The sequence below is a fragment of the Citrobacter gillenii genome, assembly GCF_013337685.1.
Lineage (GTDB): Bacteria > Pseudomonadota > Gammaproteobacteria > Enterobacterales > Enterobacteriaceae > Citrobacter > Citrobacter gillenii.
The window spans coordinates 68,370-83,490 of sequence record NZ_SUQN01000012.1; the positions used below are offsets into that span (position 1 = coordinate 68,370).

Here is a 15,121-nt window from a genome sequence, read left to right on the forward strand (position 1 = left end):
AAAACCTACTTCTCTTTTGCTTTCGCCATCATTGCCCGAATATTCGCGATGCTGGCTTGCCCTTTCTGCATCCGCTCCTCAGCGCTGACCACTTTTCGCTCCTGCTCCCAGATAATATCGTCCTGCGGTAATTCCAGCAGAAAACGACTCGGCTCCGGGCGCACCAGTTCACCGTACTGACGACGCTCTTTACACAGTGTAAAAATCAGTTCTTTCTGCGCGCGAGTGATGCCAACATAGGCCAGACGACGTTCTTCATCGATGTTATCTTCATCAATGCTGCTCTGATGTGGCAAAAAGCCTTCTTCCATGCCCACCATAAACACGTACGGGAACTCCAGTCCTTTGGAGGCATGTAACGTCATGAGTTGTACCTGATCCAACTCTTCTTCACTCTCGCCACGTTCCATCATGTCGCGCAGGGTAAAGCGGGTAACAACCTGGGTCAGCGTCATCGGTTCATCAATATCACTACCTTCCAGCATTTCCGTCATCCAACTGAAGAGTGTATTGACGTTTTTCATACGCATTTCGGCAGCTTTCGGGCTGGGTGAGGTTTCATAGAGCCACGATTCGTAGTCAATGCCGTGGATCAGATCGCGCACAGCCGCAATCGGGTCACGCTCGGCCAGGCGCTGAATTTCACCCAACCACTGTGTAAAGCGGGTCAGCGACTCATAGCCGCGCCCGGTTAGCGTCTGGCTAAGCCCCATATCAAAGCTGGCGGTGAACAAGCTTTTATTACGCGTCATCGCCCACTCACCCAGTTTTTGCAGCGTCGCTGGGCCAATTTCACGTTTTGGCGTATTCACAATACGCAGAAATGCGCTGTCATCATCCGGGTTACTCAGTACCCGCAGATAGGCCAGCAGATCTTTAATCTCCGGACGGGAGAAAAACGACGTGCCGCCAGAAATTTTGTACGGGATGCGGTTCTGCATCAGGAATTTTTCGAACACCCGCGACTGATGATTACCGCGGTACAGAATCGCGTAATCTTTATACTGCGTCTTGTTAACAAAGTGGTGGGCAATCAGTTCGCCGGTCACGCGCTCTGCTTCATGTTCTTCGTTATTGGCGCTTAATACCTTAAGTTCGACACCGTAACCCAGCTCGGAAAAAAGTCGTTTTTCAAAAACATGTGGGTTGTTGGCAATGAGGATGTTTGCCGCTTTCAGGATACGTCCGGAAGAACGGTAGTTCTGTTCCAGCTTAACCACCTGCAACGCCGGGAAATCTTTGCTCAGCAGCACCAGGTTTTGCGGACGTGCACCGCGCCAGGAATAGATTGACTGGTCGTCATCGCCCACCACGGTAAAGCGCGCACGGCTACCCACCAGCAGTTTTACCAGCTCGTACTGGCTGGTGTTGGTATCCTGATATTCATCCACCAGCAGATAACGAATCTTGTTCTGCCAGCGTTCACGGACCTCTTCATTGCGCTGAAGCAGCAGCGTAGGCAGCAAAATCAGATCGTCAAAATCGAGGACGTTACACGCTTTCATGTGCGCGTCGTACAAACCGTAGCAGTGGGCAAAAATACGATCGCGCTCGCCTTTGGCGCTGGCTGCCGCCTGTGAAGGCGTCATCAGATCGTTTTTCCAGTTGGAGATCGTCGAGATCAGCTGTTGGAGGATCAACTTATCGTCTTCGATGAGCCCTTCGGTCAACTCCTTCAGCAACGCCACCTGGTCGGTGTCATCGAACAATGAAAAGTTCGACTTCATGCCCAGCGCTGCGTATTCACGCTTGATAATGTCCAGCCCTAGGGTGTGGAAGGTGGAGATCATCAGCCCGCGCGCCTCTTTACGGCCCAACGTCTGCGCCACACGCTCTTTCATCTCACGCGCGGCCTTGTTGGTAAAGGTCACCGCCGCAATATGCCGTGCCTGATAGCCGCAAACGCGGATTAGGTGCGCAATTTTGTTGGTGATCACGCGGGTTTTGCCGGAGCCAGCACCCGCCAGCACCAGGCAGGGTCCGGTGACGAATTCGACGGCTTGTTGTTGTCCGGGGTTTAAACGCATAAAGATCACTCAATGAAAGTCGGGAGGGGAGATTTAGAGCATGGTAGTATAGCCAGCCTCAACCACCCCACTCAAGGCACGATCATGGCAAAAACAGCAGCAGCACTGCATATCCTTGTTAAAGAAGAGAAACTGGCACTGGATCTTCTGGAGCAAATTAAAAATGGTGCCGACTTCGAGAAGCTGGCGAAGAAACACTCCACCTGCCCGTCAGGTAAGAAAGGCGGTCACCTGGGTGAATTCCGTCAGGGCCAGATGGTTCCGGCGTTTGATAAAGTGGTCTTCTCCTGCCCGGTGCTGGAGCCAACAGGCCCGCTGCACACCCAGTTCGGTTACCACATCATTAAAGTGCTGTACCGCAACTAATAGAAAGCCCGGAGTATAAACCTCCGGGCTTTTTTGCCTGATGACGCTTCGCTTATCAGGCCTACTAAATTCTATAAATATGACATTCTTCTATGCATTTCGTCTTAGCGGAAGGCGGCAAGGAAGTTCATCTCCAGTCACATAGATAACTATGTGACTGGGGTGTACGAACGTAGCCAACGCATCAGCAAGTTGAAAGACGACGGGGAATTAGCCTGCGACGGCGATACGCTTCATGTCAGTCATGTAGCCGCGCAGTTTCTGGCCAACGTCTTCAATCGCATGGCTACGAATAGCGTCGTTGACGTCACGCAGCTGAGCGTTATCTACCGCACCTTCAGCAATGGCTTTGCCCAGGTCACCAGTTTGCAGCGTGGTCATGAACTCTTTCAGCAGCGGTACGCAAGCGTAAGAGAACAGGTAGTTACCGTACTCAGCGGTATCGGAGATCACCACGTTCATTTCATACAGACGCTTACGGGCGATAGTGTTGGCAATCAGCGGCAGCTCATGCAGTGATTCGTAGTAAGCCGACTCTTCGATGATGCCGGAATCCACCATGGTTTCGAATGCCAGCTCAACGCCCGCTTTCACCATCGCGATCATCAGAACGCCTTTATCGAAGTACTCCTGCTCGCCGATTTTACCGTCAAACTGAGCGGCGGTTTCGAACGCGGTTTTACCGGTCTCTTCACGCCAGGTCAGCAGTTTCTTATCGTCGTTAGCCCAGTCAGCCATCATGCCGGAAGAGAATTCGCCGGAGATGATGTCGTCCATATGTTTCTGGAACAGCGGCGCCATGATTTCTTTCAGCTGTTCGGACAGCGCGTAAGCACGCAGCTTAGCTGGGTTAGACAGACGGTCCATCATCAGGGTGATGCCGCCCTGCTTCAGCGCTTCGGTGATGGTTTCCCAGCCGAACTGAATCAGTTTTTCCGCGTATGCCGGATCAGTTCCTTCTTCCACCAGCTTGTCGAAGCACAGCAGAGAACCGGCCTGCAGCATACCGCACAGGATAGTCTGCTCGCCCATCAGGTCAGATTTCACTTCCGCGACGAAAGAGGATTCCAGCACACCCGCACGGTGACCGCCGGTTGCGGCTGCCCAGGCTTTAGCAATTGCCATGCCTTCGCCTTTCGGGTCGTTTTCCGGGTGAACCGCAATCAGGGTCGGTACGCCGAAACCGCGTTTGTATTCTTCACGCACTTCGGTACCCGGGCACTTCGGCGCAACCATCACGACGGTAATGTCTTTACGGATCTGTTCGCCCACTTCCACGATGTTGAAACCGTGGGAATAGCCCAGCGCCGCGCCGTCTTTCATCAGCGGCTGTACGGAACGCACCACGTCGGAGTGCTGTTTGTCTGGCGTCAGGTTAACCACCAGGTCAGCCTGCGGAACCAGCTCTTCGTAGGTACCGACTTTAAAGCCGTTTTCGGTCGCTTTACGCCATGAAGCGCGCTTCTCAGCAATCGCCTCTTTACGCAGTGCGTAGGCGATATCCAGACCGGAGTCACGCATGTTCAGGCCCTGGTTCAGACCCTGAGCGCCACAGCCGATGATGACCACTTTTTTACCCTGAAGGTAGCTCGCGCCATCGGCGAATTCATCGCGGCCCATAAAGCGACATTTACCCAGCTGTGCCAGCTGCTGGCGCAGGTTCAGTGTATTAAAGTAGTTAGCCATGATGGTGTACTCCGTGATGTTGTGTGTCTTATTGTTCGGTTCGCTTTTGCGAGAATGAACCCACTATATGACAGGAAATTTATTGCGGAAATTGATATATTAACAACGTCACGTTGCAATTTATGCAATGTAAAATCGTGGAGTGCGAGCCGTGGATTTACGCGATCTAAAAACCTTCCTGCACCTGGCGGAAAGCCGCCACTTTGGCCGCAGCGCGCGGGCGATGCACGTCAGTCCCTCCACGCTTTCCCGGCAGATTCAGCGACTCGAAGAGGATCTTGGCCAGGCACTGTTCGTGCGGGATAACCGCACGGTCACGCTGACCGAAGCGGGTGAAGAGCTGCGCATTTTTGCCCAGCAGACGTTATTGCAGTATCAGCAACTGCGCCACACCCTCGATCAGCAGGGACCCTCGCTGTCGGGCGAGCTGCATATCTTCTGTTCGGTCACCGCCGCCTACAGCCATCTGCCGCCAATCCTTGATCGCTTTCGCGCAGAACACCCGTCGGTCGAAATTAAACTGTCCACCGGCGATGCCGCCGATGCGATGGAAAAAGTGGTCACCGGAGAAGCGGATCTGGCAATAGCCGGGAAACCGGAAACCCTGCCTGGTGCGGTGGCATTCTCTATGCTGGAAAATCTGGCGGTGGTGTTAATTGCTCCGGCATTGCCGTGCCCGGTACGCAATCAGGTGTCCATCGATGATCCCGACTGGTCCACTGTGCCGTTTATCATGGCCGACCAGGGCCCGGTACGCCGCCGCATTGAGCTGTGGTTCCGCCGTCATAAAATCAGTAATCCATCAATCTATGCCACGGTCGGCGGTCACGAGGCGATGGTCTCGATGGTGGCGCTGGGCTGCGGCGTGGCACTGCTGCCGGAAGTGGTGCTGGAAAACAGTCCGGAGCCGGTGCGTAACCGCGTGATGATTTTAGAACGTAGCGACGAGAAAACGCCGTTTGAGCTGGGCGTTTGCGTACAAAAAAAGCGGCTGCATGAGCCGCTGATTGAGGCATTCTGGAGCTTGCTGCCTGGCCACTAATGCCGGATGGCGGCACAAGCGCCTTATCCGGCCTACCCTGCCAGAAAGAACCTGAACGCCGGGTTATGACTCTCATCATGGCAGTCGTAGCCCAGTTCGTTGATCCGCGTTTCAAAATCCGGCTCATGATCGCCCAATTCAAACGCCGCCAGCACGCGACCATAGTCGGTGCCGTGACTGCGATAATGGAACAACGAGATATTCCAGTGGGTCCCTAAGGTATGCAGGAATTTCAGCAGCGCCCCTGGCGACTCGGGGAACTCAAAGCTGTAAAGACGTTCCTGTAGCGGTTTCGAGGGGCGTCCACCGACCATATAGCGCACGTGTAGCTTGGCCATTTCATCATCGGACAGATCCACCACGCTGTAACCGCCGTCGCTAAGCAACTGGAGGATTTCTTTGCGCTCTTCCAGACCGCGGCTCAAGCGTACGCCGACAAAAATGCAGGCATCTTTCGCATCGGCAAACCGGTAGTTAAATTCGGTCACCGAACGTCCACCCAACAGCTGGCAGAATTTCAGGAAACTCCCCTTTTCTTCCGGGATGGTCACCGCCAGCAGCGCTTCACGTTGTTCACCCAGCTCGCAGCGTTCAGACACATAGCGCAGGCCGTGGAAATTGACGTTGGCACCGGACAGCACGTGCGCCAGACGTTCACCACGAATATTGTGCTGGGCGATGTATTTTTTCATCCCCGCCAGCGCCAGTGCGCCAGACGGCTCCGCCACCGCACGCACGTCTTCGAACAAGTCTTTCATCGCCGCGCAGATTGCATCGCTATCAACGGTGATAATGTCGTCGAGGTATTCCTGACACAGGCGGAAGGTTTCATCACCGATGCGTTTCACCGCCACGCCTTCAGCAAACAGGCCTACGCGCGGCAGATCGACCGGGTGGCCCGCATCCAGTGCCGCCTTCAGGCAGGCTGAGTCTTCGGCTTCCACGGCAATAACTTTGATTTGTGGCATCAGCTGTTTAATCAGCACCGCCACACCCGCCGCCAGACCGCCGCCGCCAACCGGAACAAATATCCGATCGAGATGCGCATCCTGCTGCAGCAGCTCAAGCGCCAGTGTGCCCTGCCCGGCAATCACCATCGGGTGATCGAATGGCGGAACCCAGGTGAAACCTTGTTGCTGTGCCAGTTCAATCGCTTTGGCTTTCGCTTCATCAAAATTGGCACCGTGCAGCAGCACTTCGCCACCGAAACTGCGAACGGCATCGACTTTGATATCCGCGGTAGCCGTTGGCATGACGATCAGCGCCTTCACCCCAAGGCGCGCAGAGGAGAAGGCCACGCCCTGAGCATGGTTTCCTGCCGACGCGGTGATCACGCCCTGCGCTTTTTGCGCTTCAGTCAGGCCCGCCATCATCGCGTAGGCCCCGCGCAGCTTGAAACTGTGTACCGGCTGTCGGTCTTCGCGCTTCACCAGGACCACGTTATCGAGGCGCGAAGAGAGTTTTTCCATTTTTTGCAGCGGCGTAACCTGCACCGCTTCATAGACCGGCGCACGCAGCACCGCCCTGAGATATTCTGCCCCCTCAGGAGAGCCGGACAGGGGTTGTGAATCAGCCATGGTATTAGCCCCCCAGCTTCGATTTATCGCGCACCGCGCCTTTGTCAGCGCTGGTTGCCAGGCTGGCATAGGCACGCAGCGCGAAGGAGACCTGACGCTGGCGATCTTTTGGCGTCCAGGCTTTGTCACCGCGAGCATCCTGCGCTTCACGACGGGCCGCGATCTCCGCATCGCTCAACAACAGCTCAATGCCACGATTCGGGATATCAATCGCAATCATGTCGCCATCTTCAATAATCGCGATGTTACCGCCGCTCGCCGCTTCCGGAGAAACGTGACCGATAGACAGACCTGACGTCCCGCCGGAGAAACGACCGTCGGTGATCAAGGCACAGGCTTTACCCAGCCCCATGGATTTCAGGAAGGTAGTTGGGTAGAGCATTTCCTGCATCCCTGGTCCGCCTTTCGGTCCTTCGTAGCGAATCACCACCACATCACCAGCAACCACTTTGCCACCGAGGATAGCTTCAACGGCATCATCCTGACTTTCGTAGACTTTCGCCGGGCCGGTGAATTTCAGGATACTGTCATCCACGCCTGCGGTTTTCACGATACAGCCGTTTTCCGCAAAGTTACCGTACAGTACCGCCAGACCGCCGTCTTTGCTGTAAGCGTGTTCCAGCGAGCGAATACAGCCTTCAGCGCGATCGTCATCCAGCGTGTCCCAGCGACAATCCTGCGAGAACGCCTGGGTGGTACGAACGCCAGCCGGGCCGGCGCGGAACATGTTTTTCACCGCCTCATCCTGGGTCAGCATGACATCATAGCGATCCAGGGTTTGTGGCAGGGTCAACCCCAGCACGTTTTTCACATCACGATTCAATAACTCGGCACGATCCAACTCGCCTAAAATCCCCAGCACACCGCCCGCGCGGTGAACATCTTCCATATGGTATTTCTGGGTGCTCGGCGCGACTTTACACAGCTGCGGCACTTTGCGGGACAGCTTGTCGATATCACTCATGGTGAAGTCGATTTCGGCTTCCTGTGCAGCCGCCAGCAGGTGCAGAACGGTGTTCGTGGACCCCCCCATGGCGATATCCAGGGTCATGGCATTTTCAAACGCCGCCTTGTTGGCAATATTGCGCGGCAGCGCAGAATCATCATTCTGTTCGTAATAGCGTTTGGTCAGCTCAACGATACGTGAACCCGCATTGAGGAACAGCTGTTTACGATCGGCGTGGGTGGCCAGCAGCGAACCGTTACCCGGCTGCGACAGGCCCAGCGCTTCAGTCAGGCAGTTCATCGAGTTAGCGGTGAACATCCCCGAACAGGAACCACAGGTCGGACAGGCGGAGCGCTCAATCTGATCGCTTTGCGAATCAGAGACTTTCGGGTCCGCACCCTGAATCATCGCATCCACCAGATCGAGTTTGATTATCTGATCTGAGAGTTTGGTTTTACCGGCTTCCATCGGGCCGCCGGACACAAAGATCACCGGGATGTTCAGGCGCAGGGAAGCCATTAACATCCCCGGGGTGATTTTGTCGCAGTTAGAGATACAGACCATCGCATCGGCGCAGTGGGCGTTCACCATGTACTCCACCGAATCGGCGATCAGCTCACGTGACGGCAGGGAATACAGCATGCCCCCGTGGCCCATGGCGATACCGTCATCCACGGCGATAGTATTAAACTCTTTGGCTACGCCGCCGGAGGCTTCGATCTGTTCGGCAACCAGCTTACCGAGATCGCGCAGATGCACGTGGCCCGGCACGAACTGGGTAAACGAGTTTACGACGGCGATAATCGGCTTACCGAAGTCATCGTCAGTCATCCCGGTAGCGCGCCACAGCGCGCGGGCTCCCGCCATATTGCGGCCATGTGTTGTTGTGGCGGAACGATACTTAGGCATGCTTTATTTACTCCCGTCTGACTATTTAAATGGGACGGTGCGTGCCGTCCCAAATTTATACTTAGTGATTAACCTGATCCAACCAGCCGTATTTATCTTCCGTTTCACCGGTGAAGAGGCCAAAGAAGGCCTGCTGAATGCGCTTGGTGACCGGGCCACAACGGCCTTCACCCACCTGGATACCATCAACGCTGCGCACCGGGGTAATTTCTGCCGCCGTACCGGACATGAACACTTCATCGGCCAGATACAACGACTCGCGAGACAGCACCTGTTCACGCACTTCGATATCGAGGTCTTTCGCAAGTTTGATAATCGCGTCACGTGTGATGCCCGGCAGCGCGGAAGAGGTAAACGGTGGAGTAAACAGAATGCCGTCTTTAACTTCAAACAGGTTTTCACCCGCGCCTTCGGAGATGTAGCCGTTCACATCCAGCGCAATACCTTCCTGATAACCATGACGACGCGCTTCGCTACCCACCAGCAGTGAAGACAGGTAGTTACCACCCGCCTTGGCGGCGGTAGGAATGGTGTTGGGTGCGACACGGTTCCAGGAAGAAACCATCGCGTCGATCCCCTGATCCAGGGCATCAGCACCCAGGTAAGCCCCCCACGGGAACGCAGCAATGATCACATCCGTGGTGTATCCCGCCGGTGGGTTAACGCCCATGCCGACATCGCCAACAAACACCAGCGGGCGGATGTACGCACTGGTCAGGTTATTTTTACGGATCACCGCACGGCAAGCTTCCATCAACTCATCAACGCTCTGAGAAACCGGAAAACGATAAATTTTGGCTGAATCACGCAGACGCTGCATGTGCTCGCGATGACGGAACACCACCGGCCCTTTGTGAGAATCATAGCAACGGATACCTTCAAATACTGATGTACCGTAGTGCAGCGCATGGGACATCACGTGAACCTTCGCGTCTTCCCAACGAATCATCTCGCCATTAGACCAAATGAAATCAGCTTTTTTCGTCGTCATTTCTCTTCCTTTTGCGCTCAGGCGCGAATTTGTTGTGATGTGGTTGTGCTCTGGCAGATAGCAACATGTGCAACATCGACCAGTTTACTTAACTGACTAAACAGTAAGTCGACCGACCGTGGGCTGGCAACGGTCAATTCAATATTTATATTCTGCGCATCGCTGGCAGCATTCATATTCATGGAGCACACCTGAAAACCACGATGGCGTACCACGCGCAAAACACGTTCTAACGTTTCCGGATTGAAACGAGCCTCAACGGCGACCTGATGTTGCATCATGATGATTTCTCCAGCATTTCTGAGTTACTGGCACCAGGAGGTACCAGAGGCCAGACATTCTCAAGTTCGTCGATTGAGACATGAAGCAGGTATGGCCCATTACTGTTCAGCATGGTGTCGAGAGCCGCTTCAACCTGGTCTTTACGGGTGATGTGTTGGCCAGGGATGCCGAAGGCGCCGGCCAACATAAGGAAATCGGGATTATCGGTCAGGGTAGTTTCGCTATAGCGTTCCTGGAAAAACAGCTGCTGCCATTGTCGCACCATGCCTAACCGCTGGTTGTCGAGTAAGACGATTTTCAGCGGCAACTGCTTGCGTTTTACGGTGCCCAGCTCCTGCACATTCATCATGAAGGAGCCATCACCGGAGATACAGATGACCGTATCATTCGGACGGGCCACCTGCGCCCCCACTGCTGCAGGTAAGCCAAAGCCCATCGTCCCCAGGCCGCTGGAGGTGATGAAGTTCTCCGGGCGAGTGTAGGTCATGTGTTGTGCTGACCACATCTGATGCTGACCAACATCCGTCGTCACCACGCTATCCTTATGTTTCCTTTCGGACAGCTGTTTTAACAACAGCGGAGCGTAAATAGCCTCCCCCGGATGATCATAGCGCCAGGCATGTTCTGCACGCATGTCGGCGGCATACTGGCACCATTCGTTGATGGCCAGCGGTTGTTGCAATGCAGGTAACAGCGTATTTAAATCGCCTTGCAGCGCAACGTGTGCCAGGCGCAGTTTGTTCATCTCGGCCGGATCGATATCCATGTGGATCACGCTGGCATTGGGGGCGAAAGTGTTCAGCTTGCCAGTCACCCGGTCATCAAAACGCGCACCGACGGCGATCAGCAAATCGCACTCCTGCACCGCAAAGTTTGCCGCTTTGGTGCCATGCATGCCCAGCATACCCAGATAGTACGGGTAATCTGCATCCACCGCGCCAAGGCCTTTCAACGTACAAACCACCGGCACATGCGTTGCGGCGATAAACTCACGCAGCGCTGGAACTGCCTGCGCCATCCCTACGCCACCACCTACGTACAGCACGGGTTTCTGTGCCTTCGCCAACATCTTGCGGGCTTGTTCAATCTCAGCATGTGGGAAAGCAACTACGTTTTCGACGGTGGTGAAATAGGGCTCCAGCGTACCACTGGCTAACTGAATGTCTTTCGGGATATCAACCAGAACCGGACCCGGACGACCAGAGTTCGCCACGTCGAAGGCCTCGGCCATGATACGCGGCAACTCTTCCAGCGACTGCACCAGGAAACTATGTTTGGTACATGACAGCGACATGCCGAGTACATCCACTTCCTGGAACGCATCGGTGCCGATAAACGGGGAAGAGACTTGACCAGTGATCGCCACAACGGGAACGGAATCTAACAGCGCATCTGCCAGGCCGGTGATCAGGTTGGTTGCACCAGGACCGGAAGTCGCGATACAGACACCGGTTTTACCGGTTGAGCGGGCATAGCCAATCGCCGCCATCGCCGCCCCCTGCTCGTGTCGACACAACAGGTGTTCTACGCCGCCGTCGTACAACGCATCGTAAACCGGCATAATTGCGCCACCGGGATAGCCAAAGACGGTTTTCACCCCTTGTGCACGCAACGCATGTACCACCCACTGTGCCCCATTCATAGTTACATCCCCGCCGTAAATCTTGAGAAACAGAATTTTATGCTAGTGTTCACTTTCTGCTCCTCGTTTAAGTTTTTAAGGTCAAAAAAAACCCCCGAACCTTTCGGTGCGGGGGTCTTAGTTCGTTAAGGCTTGTTTTTTAAGCCTTTCCTCGTCCAAGTGCAGCCCCGCACGGTGGGATAATAATCACCACCACGCTAATCACGACCAGGCTAATCACTCGTAGAAGGGCTGTCATTTTTGTATTTTCTTGCATCTTGTTCGAAGGAATACCTAAAGAGTTACCATAGAGTTTCACTATGGCACAAGATATTTCTGCATTCATTTTTCTGACACGGTTAACGGTTTCTATAAATCGCGTTGTTTTTTATACAAAAAATAGAAAATGAAAATATTTCACGTTATTCAGTAAACACGATCATGTTTTCCCTCTGCAGGCGGCACTTTGAGCGGCGCTTGTGAGCGTTGTTCCAGAGGTTACGTAAAATATTAACCCTTGCATAAAAATACATGAATCAGCATCTAAAAGTATCAATCAAGCAAGATATCGTCGCCATCTATTAAGACATAATGCCTGCATCAGGAGGGGTTATGTCACTGTCGATAGTCCACACGCGCGCCGCATTAGGCGTCAATGCACCACCCATTACTATTGAAGTCCATATTAGTAATGGCTTGCCCGGTTTAACCATGGTTGGACTACCCGAAACCACCGTGAAAGAGGCTCGAGATCGAGTTCGCAGTGCGATTATTAATAGCGGGTATGAATTTCCGGCCAAGAAGATAACCATCAACCTTGCCCCGGCAGATCTGCCTAAAGAAGGAGGGAGATATGATTTACCTATCGCCATTGCGCTTCTGGCTGCGTCAGAGCAGCTTACAACACATAATCTCGATACTTATGAGTTAGTCGGTGAACTAGCGCTTACAGGTGCTCTACGTGGCGTTCCCGGAGCAATATCCAGCGCAACTGAAGCAATTCGCGCAGGTAGGCGAATTATTGTCGCAAAAGAGAACGCTGCAGAAGTGGGGCTAATACACGGCGAGGGCTGCCTGATTGCCGATCACCTGCAAGCCGTGTGCGCATTTCTCGAAGGTAAGCATGAATTAGAAAGGCCTGTTTGCGTAGAGATTCCACCTTCAGGCTCATCTGATGACCTCAGTGACGTCATCGGCCAGGAACAGGGCAAGCGAGGGCTGGAGATTACCGCTGCAGGCGGCCACAATCTCTTGCTCATCGGCCCGCCGGGTACGGGAAAAACGATGCTTGCCAGTCGCCTTCGCGGATTGTTACCACCGTTAAGTAATGATGAGGCTCTGGAAAGCGCGGCAATTCTCAGCCTGGTCAATTCCGACACCATACAAAAACAGTGGAAGCAACGCCCCTTTCGCTCACCCCATCACAGCGCGTCCTTAACCGCAATGGTAGGAGGAGGATCGATACCGGCACCGGGTGAGATTTCTCTGGCACATAACGGCATATTATTTCTGGATGAATTGCCCGAGTTTGAACGCCGTACGCTGGATGCCCTGCGTGAGCCTATTGAATCCGGACAGATTCATTTATCACGCACCCGGGCAAAAATAACCTACCCGGCACGCTTTCAATTGATAGCAGCAATGAATCCAAGCCCAACAGGGCACTATCAGGGAAACCACAACCGTTGTACCCCAGAGCAAACGCTACGTTACCTCAATCGCTTATCTGGCCCTTTTCTCGACCGCTTCGATTTGTCCCTCGAAATACCCCTTCCACCGCCCGGTATACTCAGTCAGCGAGCAGCAAAGGGAGAAGACAGTGAGACGGTGAAGAAACGGGTTATGGCCGCGCGTGAGCGCCAGTATCAGCGGCAAAATAAGTTAAATGCGCATCTGGGCAGCCAGGATATACATCAATTCTGCGTCTTACACAGGGATGACGCACGCTGGCTGGAGGAAACGTTAGCACATCTTGGATTGTCCATCCGCGCATGGCTGCGCTTGATAAAGGTCGCTCGCACAATTGCGGATATTGAGCAATGTGACCAGATCACCCGTCAACATTTACAGGAAGCCGTTGGCTATCGGGCAATAGACAGGTTGTTAATCCATTTACAGAAACTACTGGCATAAAAAAAGGGCTTTCGCCCTTTTTTTATTAATCCTCTGACTCGGTGTAATCTTCCGCACCTTCTACCTGAGGTTTGCCGCCAGACAGCGTGTGGAAACGTTTTGGACGCTTAATACGCGTCATGTATTTAGACCACACACGTTCCGCTTCGGTAACCGGCTCACGTTCACCACGGCATACCGCCACAAACAACTTCTCTTCTTCAGTTACCGGCTCACGCTTGCCCAGATCCAGCTCATTAAAGGCATAACCGTGACGCTCAAGCAGCTGTGCCTCTTTAATGGTGAAATCACCATGACGGGAGAATCCGCGGGGGTAATATTTATTGTCGAAATATCGATTAGTCGTCGTAAAGCTTTCCGCCATCCTGCACGCTCCTAATTCTTTGGCCGAGCTATTTATGGCGCGGAGTATTAGTTACGCTTGACAGAGCGTCAAACAAAAGATTTAAATCATAACGACAAATAATTTTATGGAGTGAGTTGTGGATACGGAATTGTTAAAGACTTTCCTGGAAGTTAGCCGAACGCGCCACTTTGGCCGGGCAGCTGAAGCGCTCTATTTGACCCAATCGGCGGTCAGTTTTCGCATCAGACAACTGGAAAATCAACTGGGTGTGAACCTCTTCACCCGACACAGAAACAATATCCGTTTAACCGCTGCGGGTGAAAAATTATTGCCATATGCTGAAACGCTGATGAATACGTGGCAAGCAGCACGTAAGGAGGTCGCAAATACCTCACGCCATAATGAGTTCTCTATCGGTGCCAGCGCTTCCCTTTGGGAATGCATGCTCAATGGCTGGCTGGGTCGTTTATATCAGTCGCAGGTGCCGCAAACCAGCCTGCAGTTTGAAGCCAGGATCGCGCAGCGCCAGTCGCTAGTAAAGCAACTCCATGAACGACAGCTTGATCTGCTGATTACTACTGAATCCCCAAAAATGGACGAATTTAGCAGTCAACTACTGGGGTATTTCACGCTGGCGCTCTATTGCAGCGCTCCATCACAAACAAAAGATGAACTGAATTATCTGCGTCTGGAGTGGGGACCTGATTTTCAACAACACGAAGCGGGATTAGTTGCCGGCGACGAAGTACCAGTGCTAACCACCAGTTCTGCTGAGCTAGCAAGACAGCAACTTCCTGTACTGAAGGGTTTTAGTTGGCTTCCCGTGTGTTGGGCGAAAACAAAAAGCGATCTCCATATAGTTTCTGACAGCACGACACTTTCACGTCCGTTGTATGCGGTCTGGCTACAAAATAGCGATAAACATACGCTTATCTGCGATCTGCTGAAAACGAATATTCTGGATGATTAAAATGGACGCTGGCAAGGATGCCGGAAACAGGAAATAAACAGTATGAAGGTGGCGTGATTTTCAGATAAAAAAAATCCTTAGCAAAAATGCTAAGGATTGTTTCTGGCAGGGGCGGAGAGACTCGAACTCGCGACACCCGGTTTTGGAGACCGGTGCTCTACCAACTGAGCTACGCCCCTATATTTCTTATCATTAAGCCTGCTAAGGTAGCAGGCTTAATTTTCT

At 53.3% G+C, this 15,121-nt stretch carries 13 protein-coding genes and 1 tRNA gene; 4 read left to right on the plus strand and 10 right to left on the minus strand.

What is annotated here, in order from left to right; all coding sequences use genetic code 11:
* Nucleotides 1-5: 5 nt before the first annotated feature.
* Nucleotides 6-2,027 (minus strand): DNA helicase Rep, encoded by a 2,022-nt coding sequence (gene rep / locus FCH32_RS22095; protein WP_117343783.1) that lies wholly within the window; start codon nt 2,025-2,027, stop codon nt 6-8.
* A gap of 84 nt (nt 2,028-2,111) precedes the next feature.
* Here rep and ppiC point away from each other — a divergent pair, with 84 nt between their 5' ends.
* Nucleotides 2,112-2,393, plus strand: coding sequence for a peptidylprolyl isomerase PpiC (gene ppiC, locus FCH32_RS22100; protein WP_015960967.1), 282 nt, complete (start codon nt 2,112-2,114; stop codon nt 2,391-2,393).
* Nucleotides 2,394-2,603: 210 nt separating this feature from the next.
* On the opposite strand, the gene ilvC is transcribed toward ppiC, so the two are convergent.
* Nucleotides 2,604-4,079, minus strand: coding sequence for a ketol-acid reductoisomerase (gene ilvC / locus FCH32_RS22105; protein WP_174361540.1), 1,476 nt, complete (start codon nt 4,077-4,079; stop codon nt 2,604-2,606).
* 151 nt (nt 4,080-4,230) lie between these two features.
* Between ilvC and ilvY the strand changes: the two genes are divergently transcribed.
* A complete protein-coding gene (ilvY, locus tag FCH32_RS22110) occupies nt 4,231-5,121 on the plus strand; it encodes an HTH-type transcriptional activator IlvY (RefSeq protein WP_115259861.1) in 891 nt (296 codons plus the stop codon).
* A gap of 32 nt (nt 5,122-5,153) precedes the next feature.
* Here ilvY and ilvA read toward each other — a convergent pair whose 3' ends face one another.
* From ilvA to ilvL, 6 genes are all read right to left on the minus strand, one after another.
* Nucleotides 5,154-6,698 carry a threonine ammonia-lyase, biosynthetic gene (gene ilvA, locus FCH32_RS22115; protein ID WP_096758955.1) on the minus strand — a complete coding sequence of 515 codons (1,545 nt, stop codon included), beginning with the start codon at nt 6,696-6,698 and terminating at the stop codon, nt 5,154-5,156.
* A gap of 4 nt (nt 6,699-6,702) precedes the next feature.
* Nucleotides 6,703-8,553, minus strand: a complete 1,851-nt coding sequence (gene ilvD / locus FCH32_RS22120) for a dihydroxy-acid dehydratase (protein ID WP_115259863.1) — start codon at nt 8,551-8,553, stop codon at nt 6,703-6,705.
* 61 nt (nt 8,554-8,614) lie between these two features.
* The gene (locus FCH32_RS22125; protein WP_096758957.1) at nt 8,615-9,544 is read right to left on the minus strand and encodes a branched-chain amino acid transaminase; all 930 of its coding nucleotides are present in this window, start codon (nt 9,542-9,544) and stop codon (nt 8,615-8,617) included.
* 17 nt (nt 9,545-9,561) lie between these two features.
* A complete protein-coding gene (gene ilvM, locus FCH32_RS22130) occupies nt 9,562-9,825 on the minus strand; it encodes an acetolactate synthase 2 small subunit (protein WP_096758958.1) in 264 nt (87 codons plus the stop codon).
* The gene (ilvG, locus tag FCH32_RS22135; RefSeq protein ID WP_115259864.1) at nt 9,822-11,468 is read right to left on the minus strand and encodes an acetolactate synthase 2 catalytic subunit; all 1,647 of its coding nucleotides are present in this window, start codon (nt 11,466-11,468) and stop codon (nt 9,822-9,824) included. The genes ilvM and ilvG overlap by 4 nt, the downstream gene beginning before the upstream one ends.
* A 139-nt stretch (nt 11,469-11,607) precedes the next feature.
* Nucleotides 11,608-11,706 (minus strand): ilv operon leader peptide, encoded by a 99-nt coding sequence (gene ilvL / locus FCH32_RS22140; protein WP_001311244.1) that lies wholly within the window; start codon nt 11,704-11,706, stop codon nt 11,608-11,610.
* 353 nt (nt 11,707-12,059) lie between these two features.
* On the opposite strand from ilvL, the gene FCH32_RS22145 reads away from it, so the two are divergent.
* Nucleotides 12,060-13,580, plus strand: coding sequence for a YifB family Mg chelatase-like AAA ATPase (locus FCH32_RS22145; protein WP_115259865.1), 1,521 nt, complete (start codon nt 12,060-12,062; stop codon nt 13,578-13,580).
* Nucleotides 13,581-13,605: 25 nt separating this feature from the next.
* Here FCH32_RS22145 and maoP read toward each other — a convergent pair whose 3' ends face one another.
* Nucleotides 13,606-13,944: a macrodomain Ori organization protein MaoP gene (gene maoP, locus FCH32_RS22150; protein ID WP_096758961.1), complete on the minus strand. Its 339-nt coding sequence runs from the start codon at nt 13,942-13,944 to the stop codon at nt 13,606-13,608.
* Between the two features lie 118 nt (nt 13,945-14,062).
* Between maoP and hdfR the strand changes: the two genes are divergently transcribed.
* Nucleotides 14,063-14,896: an HTH-type transcriptional regulator HdfR gene (gene hdfR, locus FCH32_RS22155; protein WP_096758962.1), complete on the plus strand. Its 834-nt coding sequence runs from the start codon at nt 14,063-14,065 to the stop codon at nt 14,894-14,896.
* A 103-nt stretch (nt 14,897-14,999) separates the two neighbouring features.
* Here the strand turns inward: hdfR and FCH32_RS22160 are convergent.
* Nucleotides 15,000-15,075, minus strand: a tRNA-Trp gene (locus tag FCH32_RS22160).
* Nucleotides 15,076-15,121 lie beyond the last annotated feature (46 nt).

What these genes read in the sequence shown, in the direction of transcription:
- rep (WP_117343783.1), bottom strand. Translation starts at nt 2,027, where the DNA reads ATGCGTTTAAACCCCGGACAACAACAAGCCGTCGAATTCGTCACCGGA.
- ppiC (WP_015960967.1), top strand. Translation starts at nt 2,112, where the DNA reads ATGGCAAAAACAGCAGCAGCACTGCATATCCTTGTTAAAGAAGAGAAA.
- ilvC (WP_174361540.1), bottom strand. Translation starts at nt 4,079, where the DNA reads ATGGCTAACTACTTTAATACACTGAACCTGCGCCAGCAGCTGGCACAG.
- ilvA (WP_096758955.1), bottom strand. Translation starts at nt 6,698, where the DNA reads ATGGCTGATTCACAACCCCTGTCCGGCTCTCCTGAGGGGGCAGAATAT.
- ilvD (WP_115259863.1), bottom strand. Translation starts at nt 8,553, where the DNA reads ATGCCTAAGTATCGTTCCGCCACAACAACACATGGCCGCAATATGGCG.
- FCH32_RS22125 (WP_096758957.1), bottom strand. Translation starts at nt 9,544, where the DNA reads ATGACGACGAAAAAAGCTGATTTCATTTGGTCTAATGGCGAGATGATT.
- ilvM (WP_096758958.1), bottom strand. Translation starts at nt 9,825, where the DNA reads ATGATGCAACATCAGGTCGCCGTTGAGGCTCGTTTCAATCCGGAAACG.
- ilvG (WP_115259864.1), bottom strand. Translation starts at nt 11,468, where the DNA reads ATGAATGGGGCACAGTGGGTGGTACATGCGTTGCGTGCACAAGGGGTG.
- ilvL (WP_001311244.1), bottom strand. Translation starts at nt 11,706, where the DNA reads ATGACAGCCCTTCTACGAGTGATTAGCCTGGTCGTGATTAGCGTGGTG.
- FCH32_RS22145 (WP_115259865.1), top strand. Translation starts at nt 12,060, where the DNA reads ATGTCACTGTCGATAGTCCACACGCGCGCCGCATTAGGCGTCAATGCA.
- maoP (WP_096758961.1), bottom strand. Translation starts at nt 13,944, where the DNA reads ATGGCGGAAAGCTTTACGACGACTAATCGATATTTCGACAATAAATAT.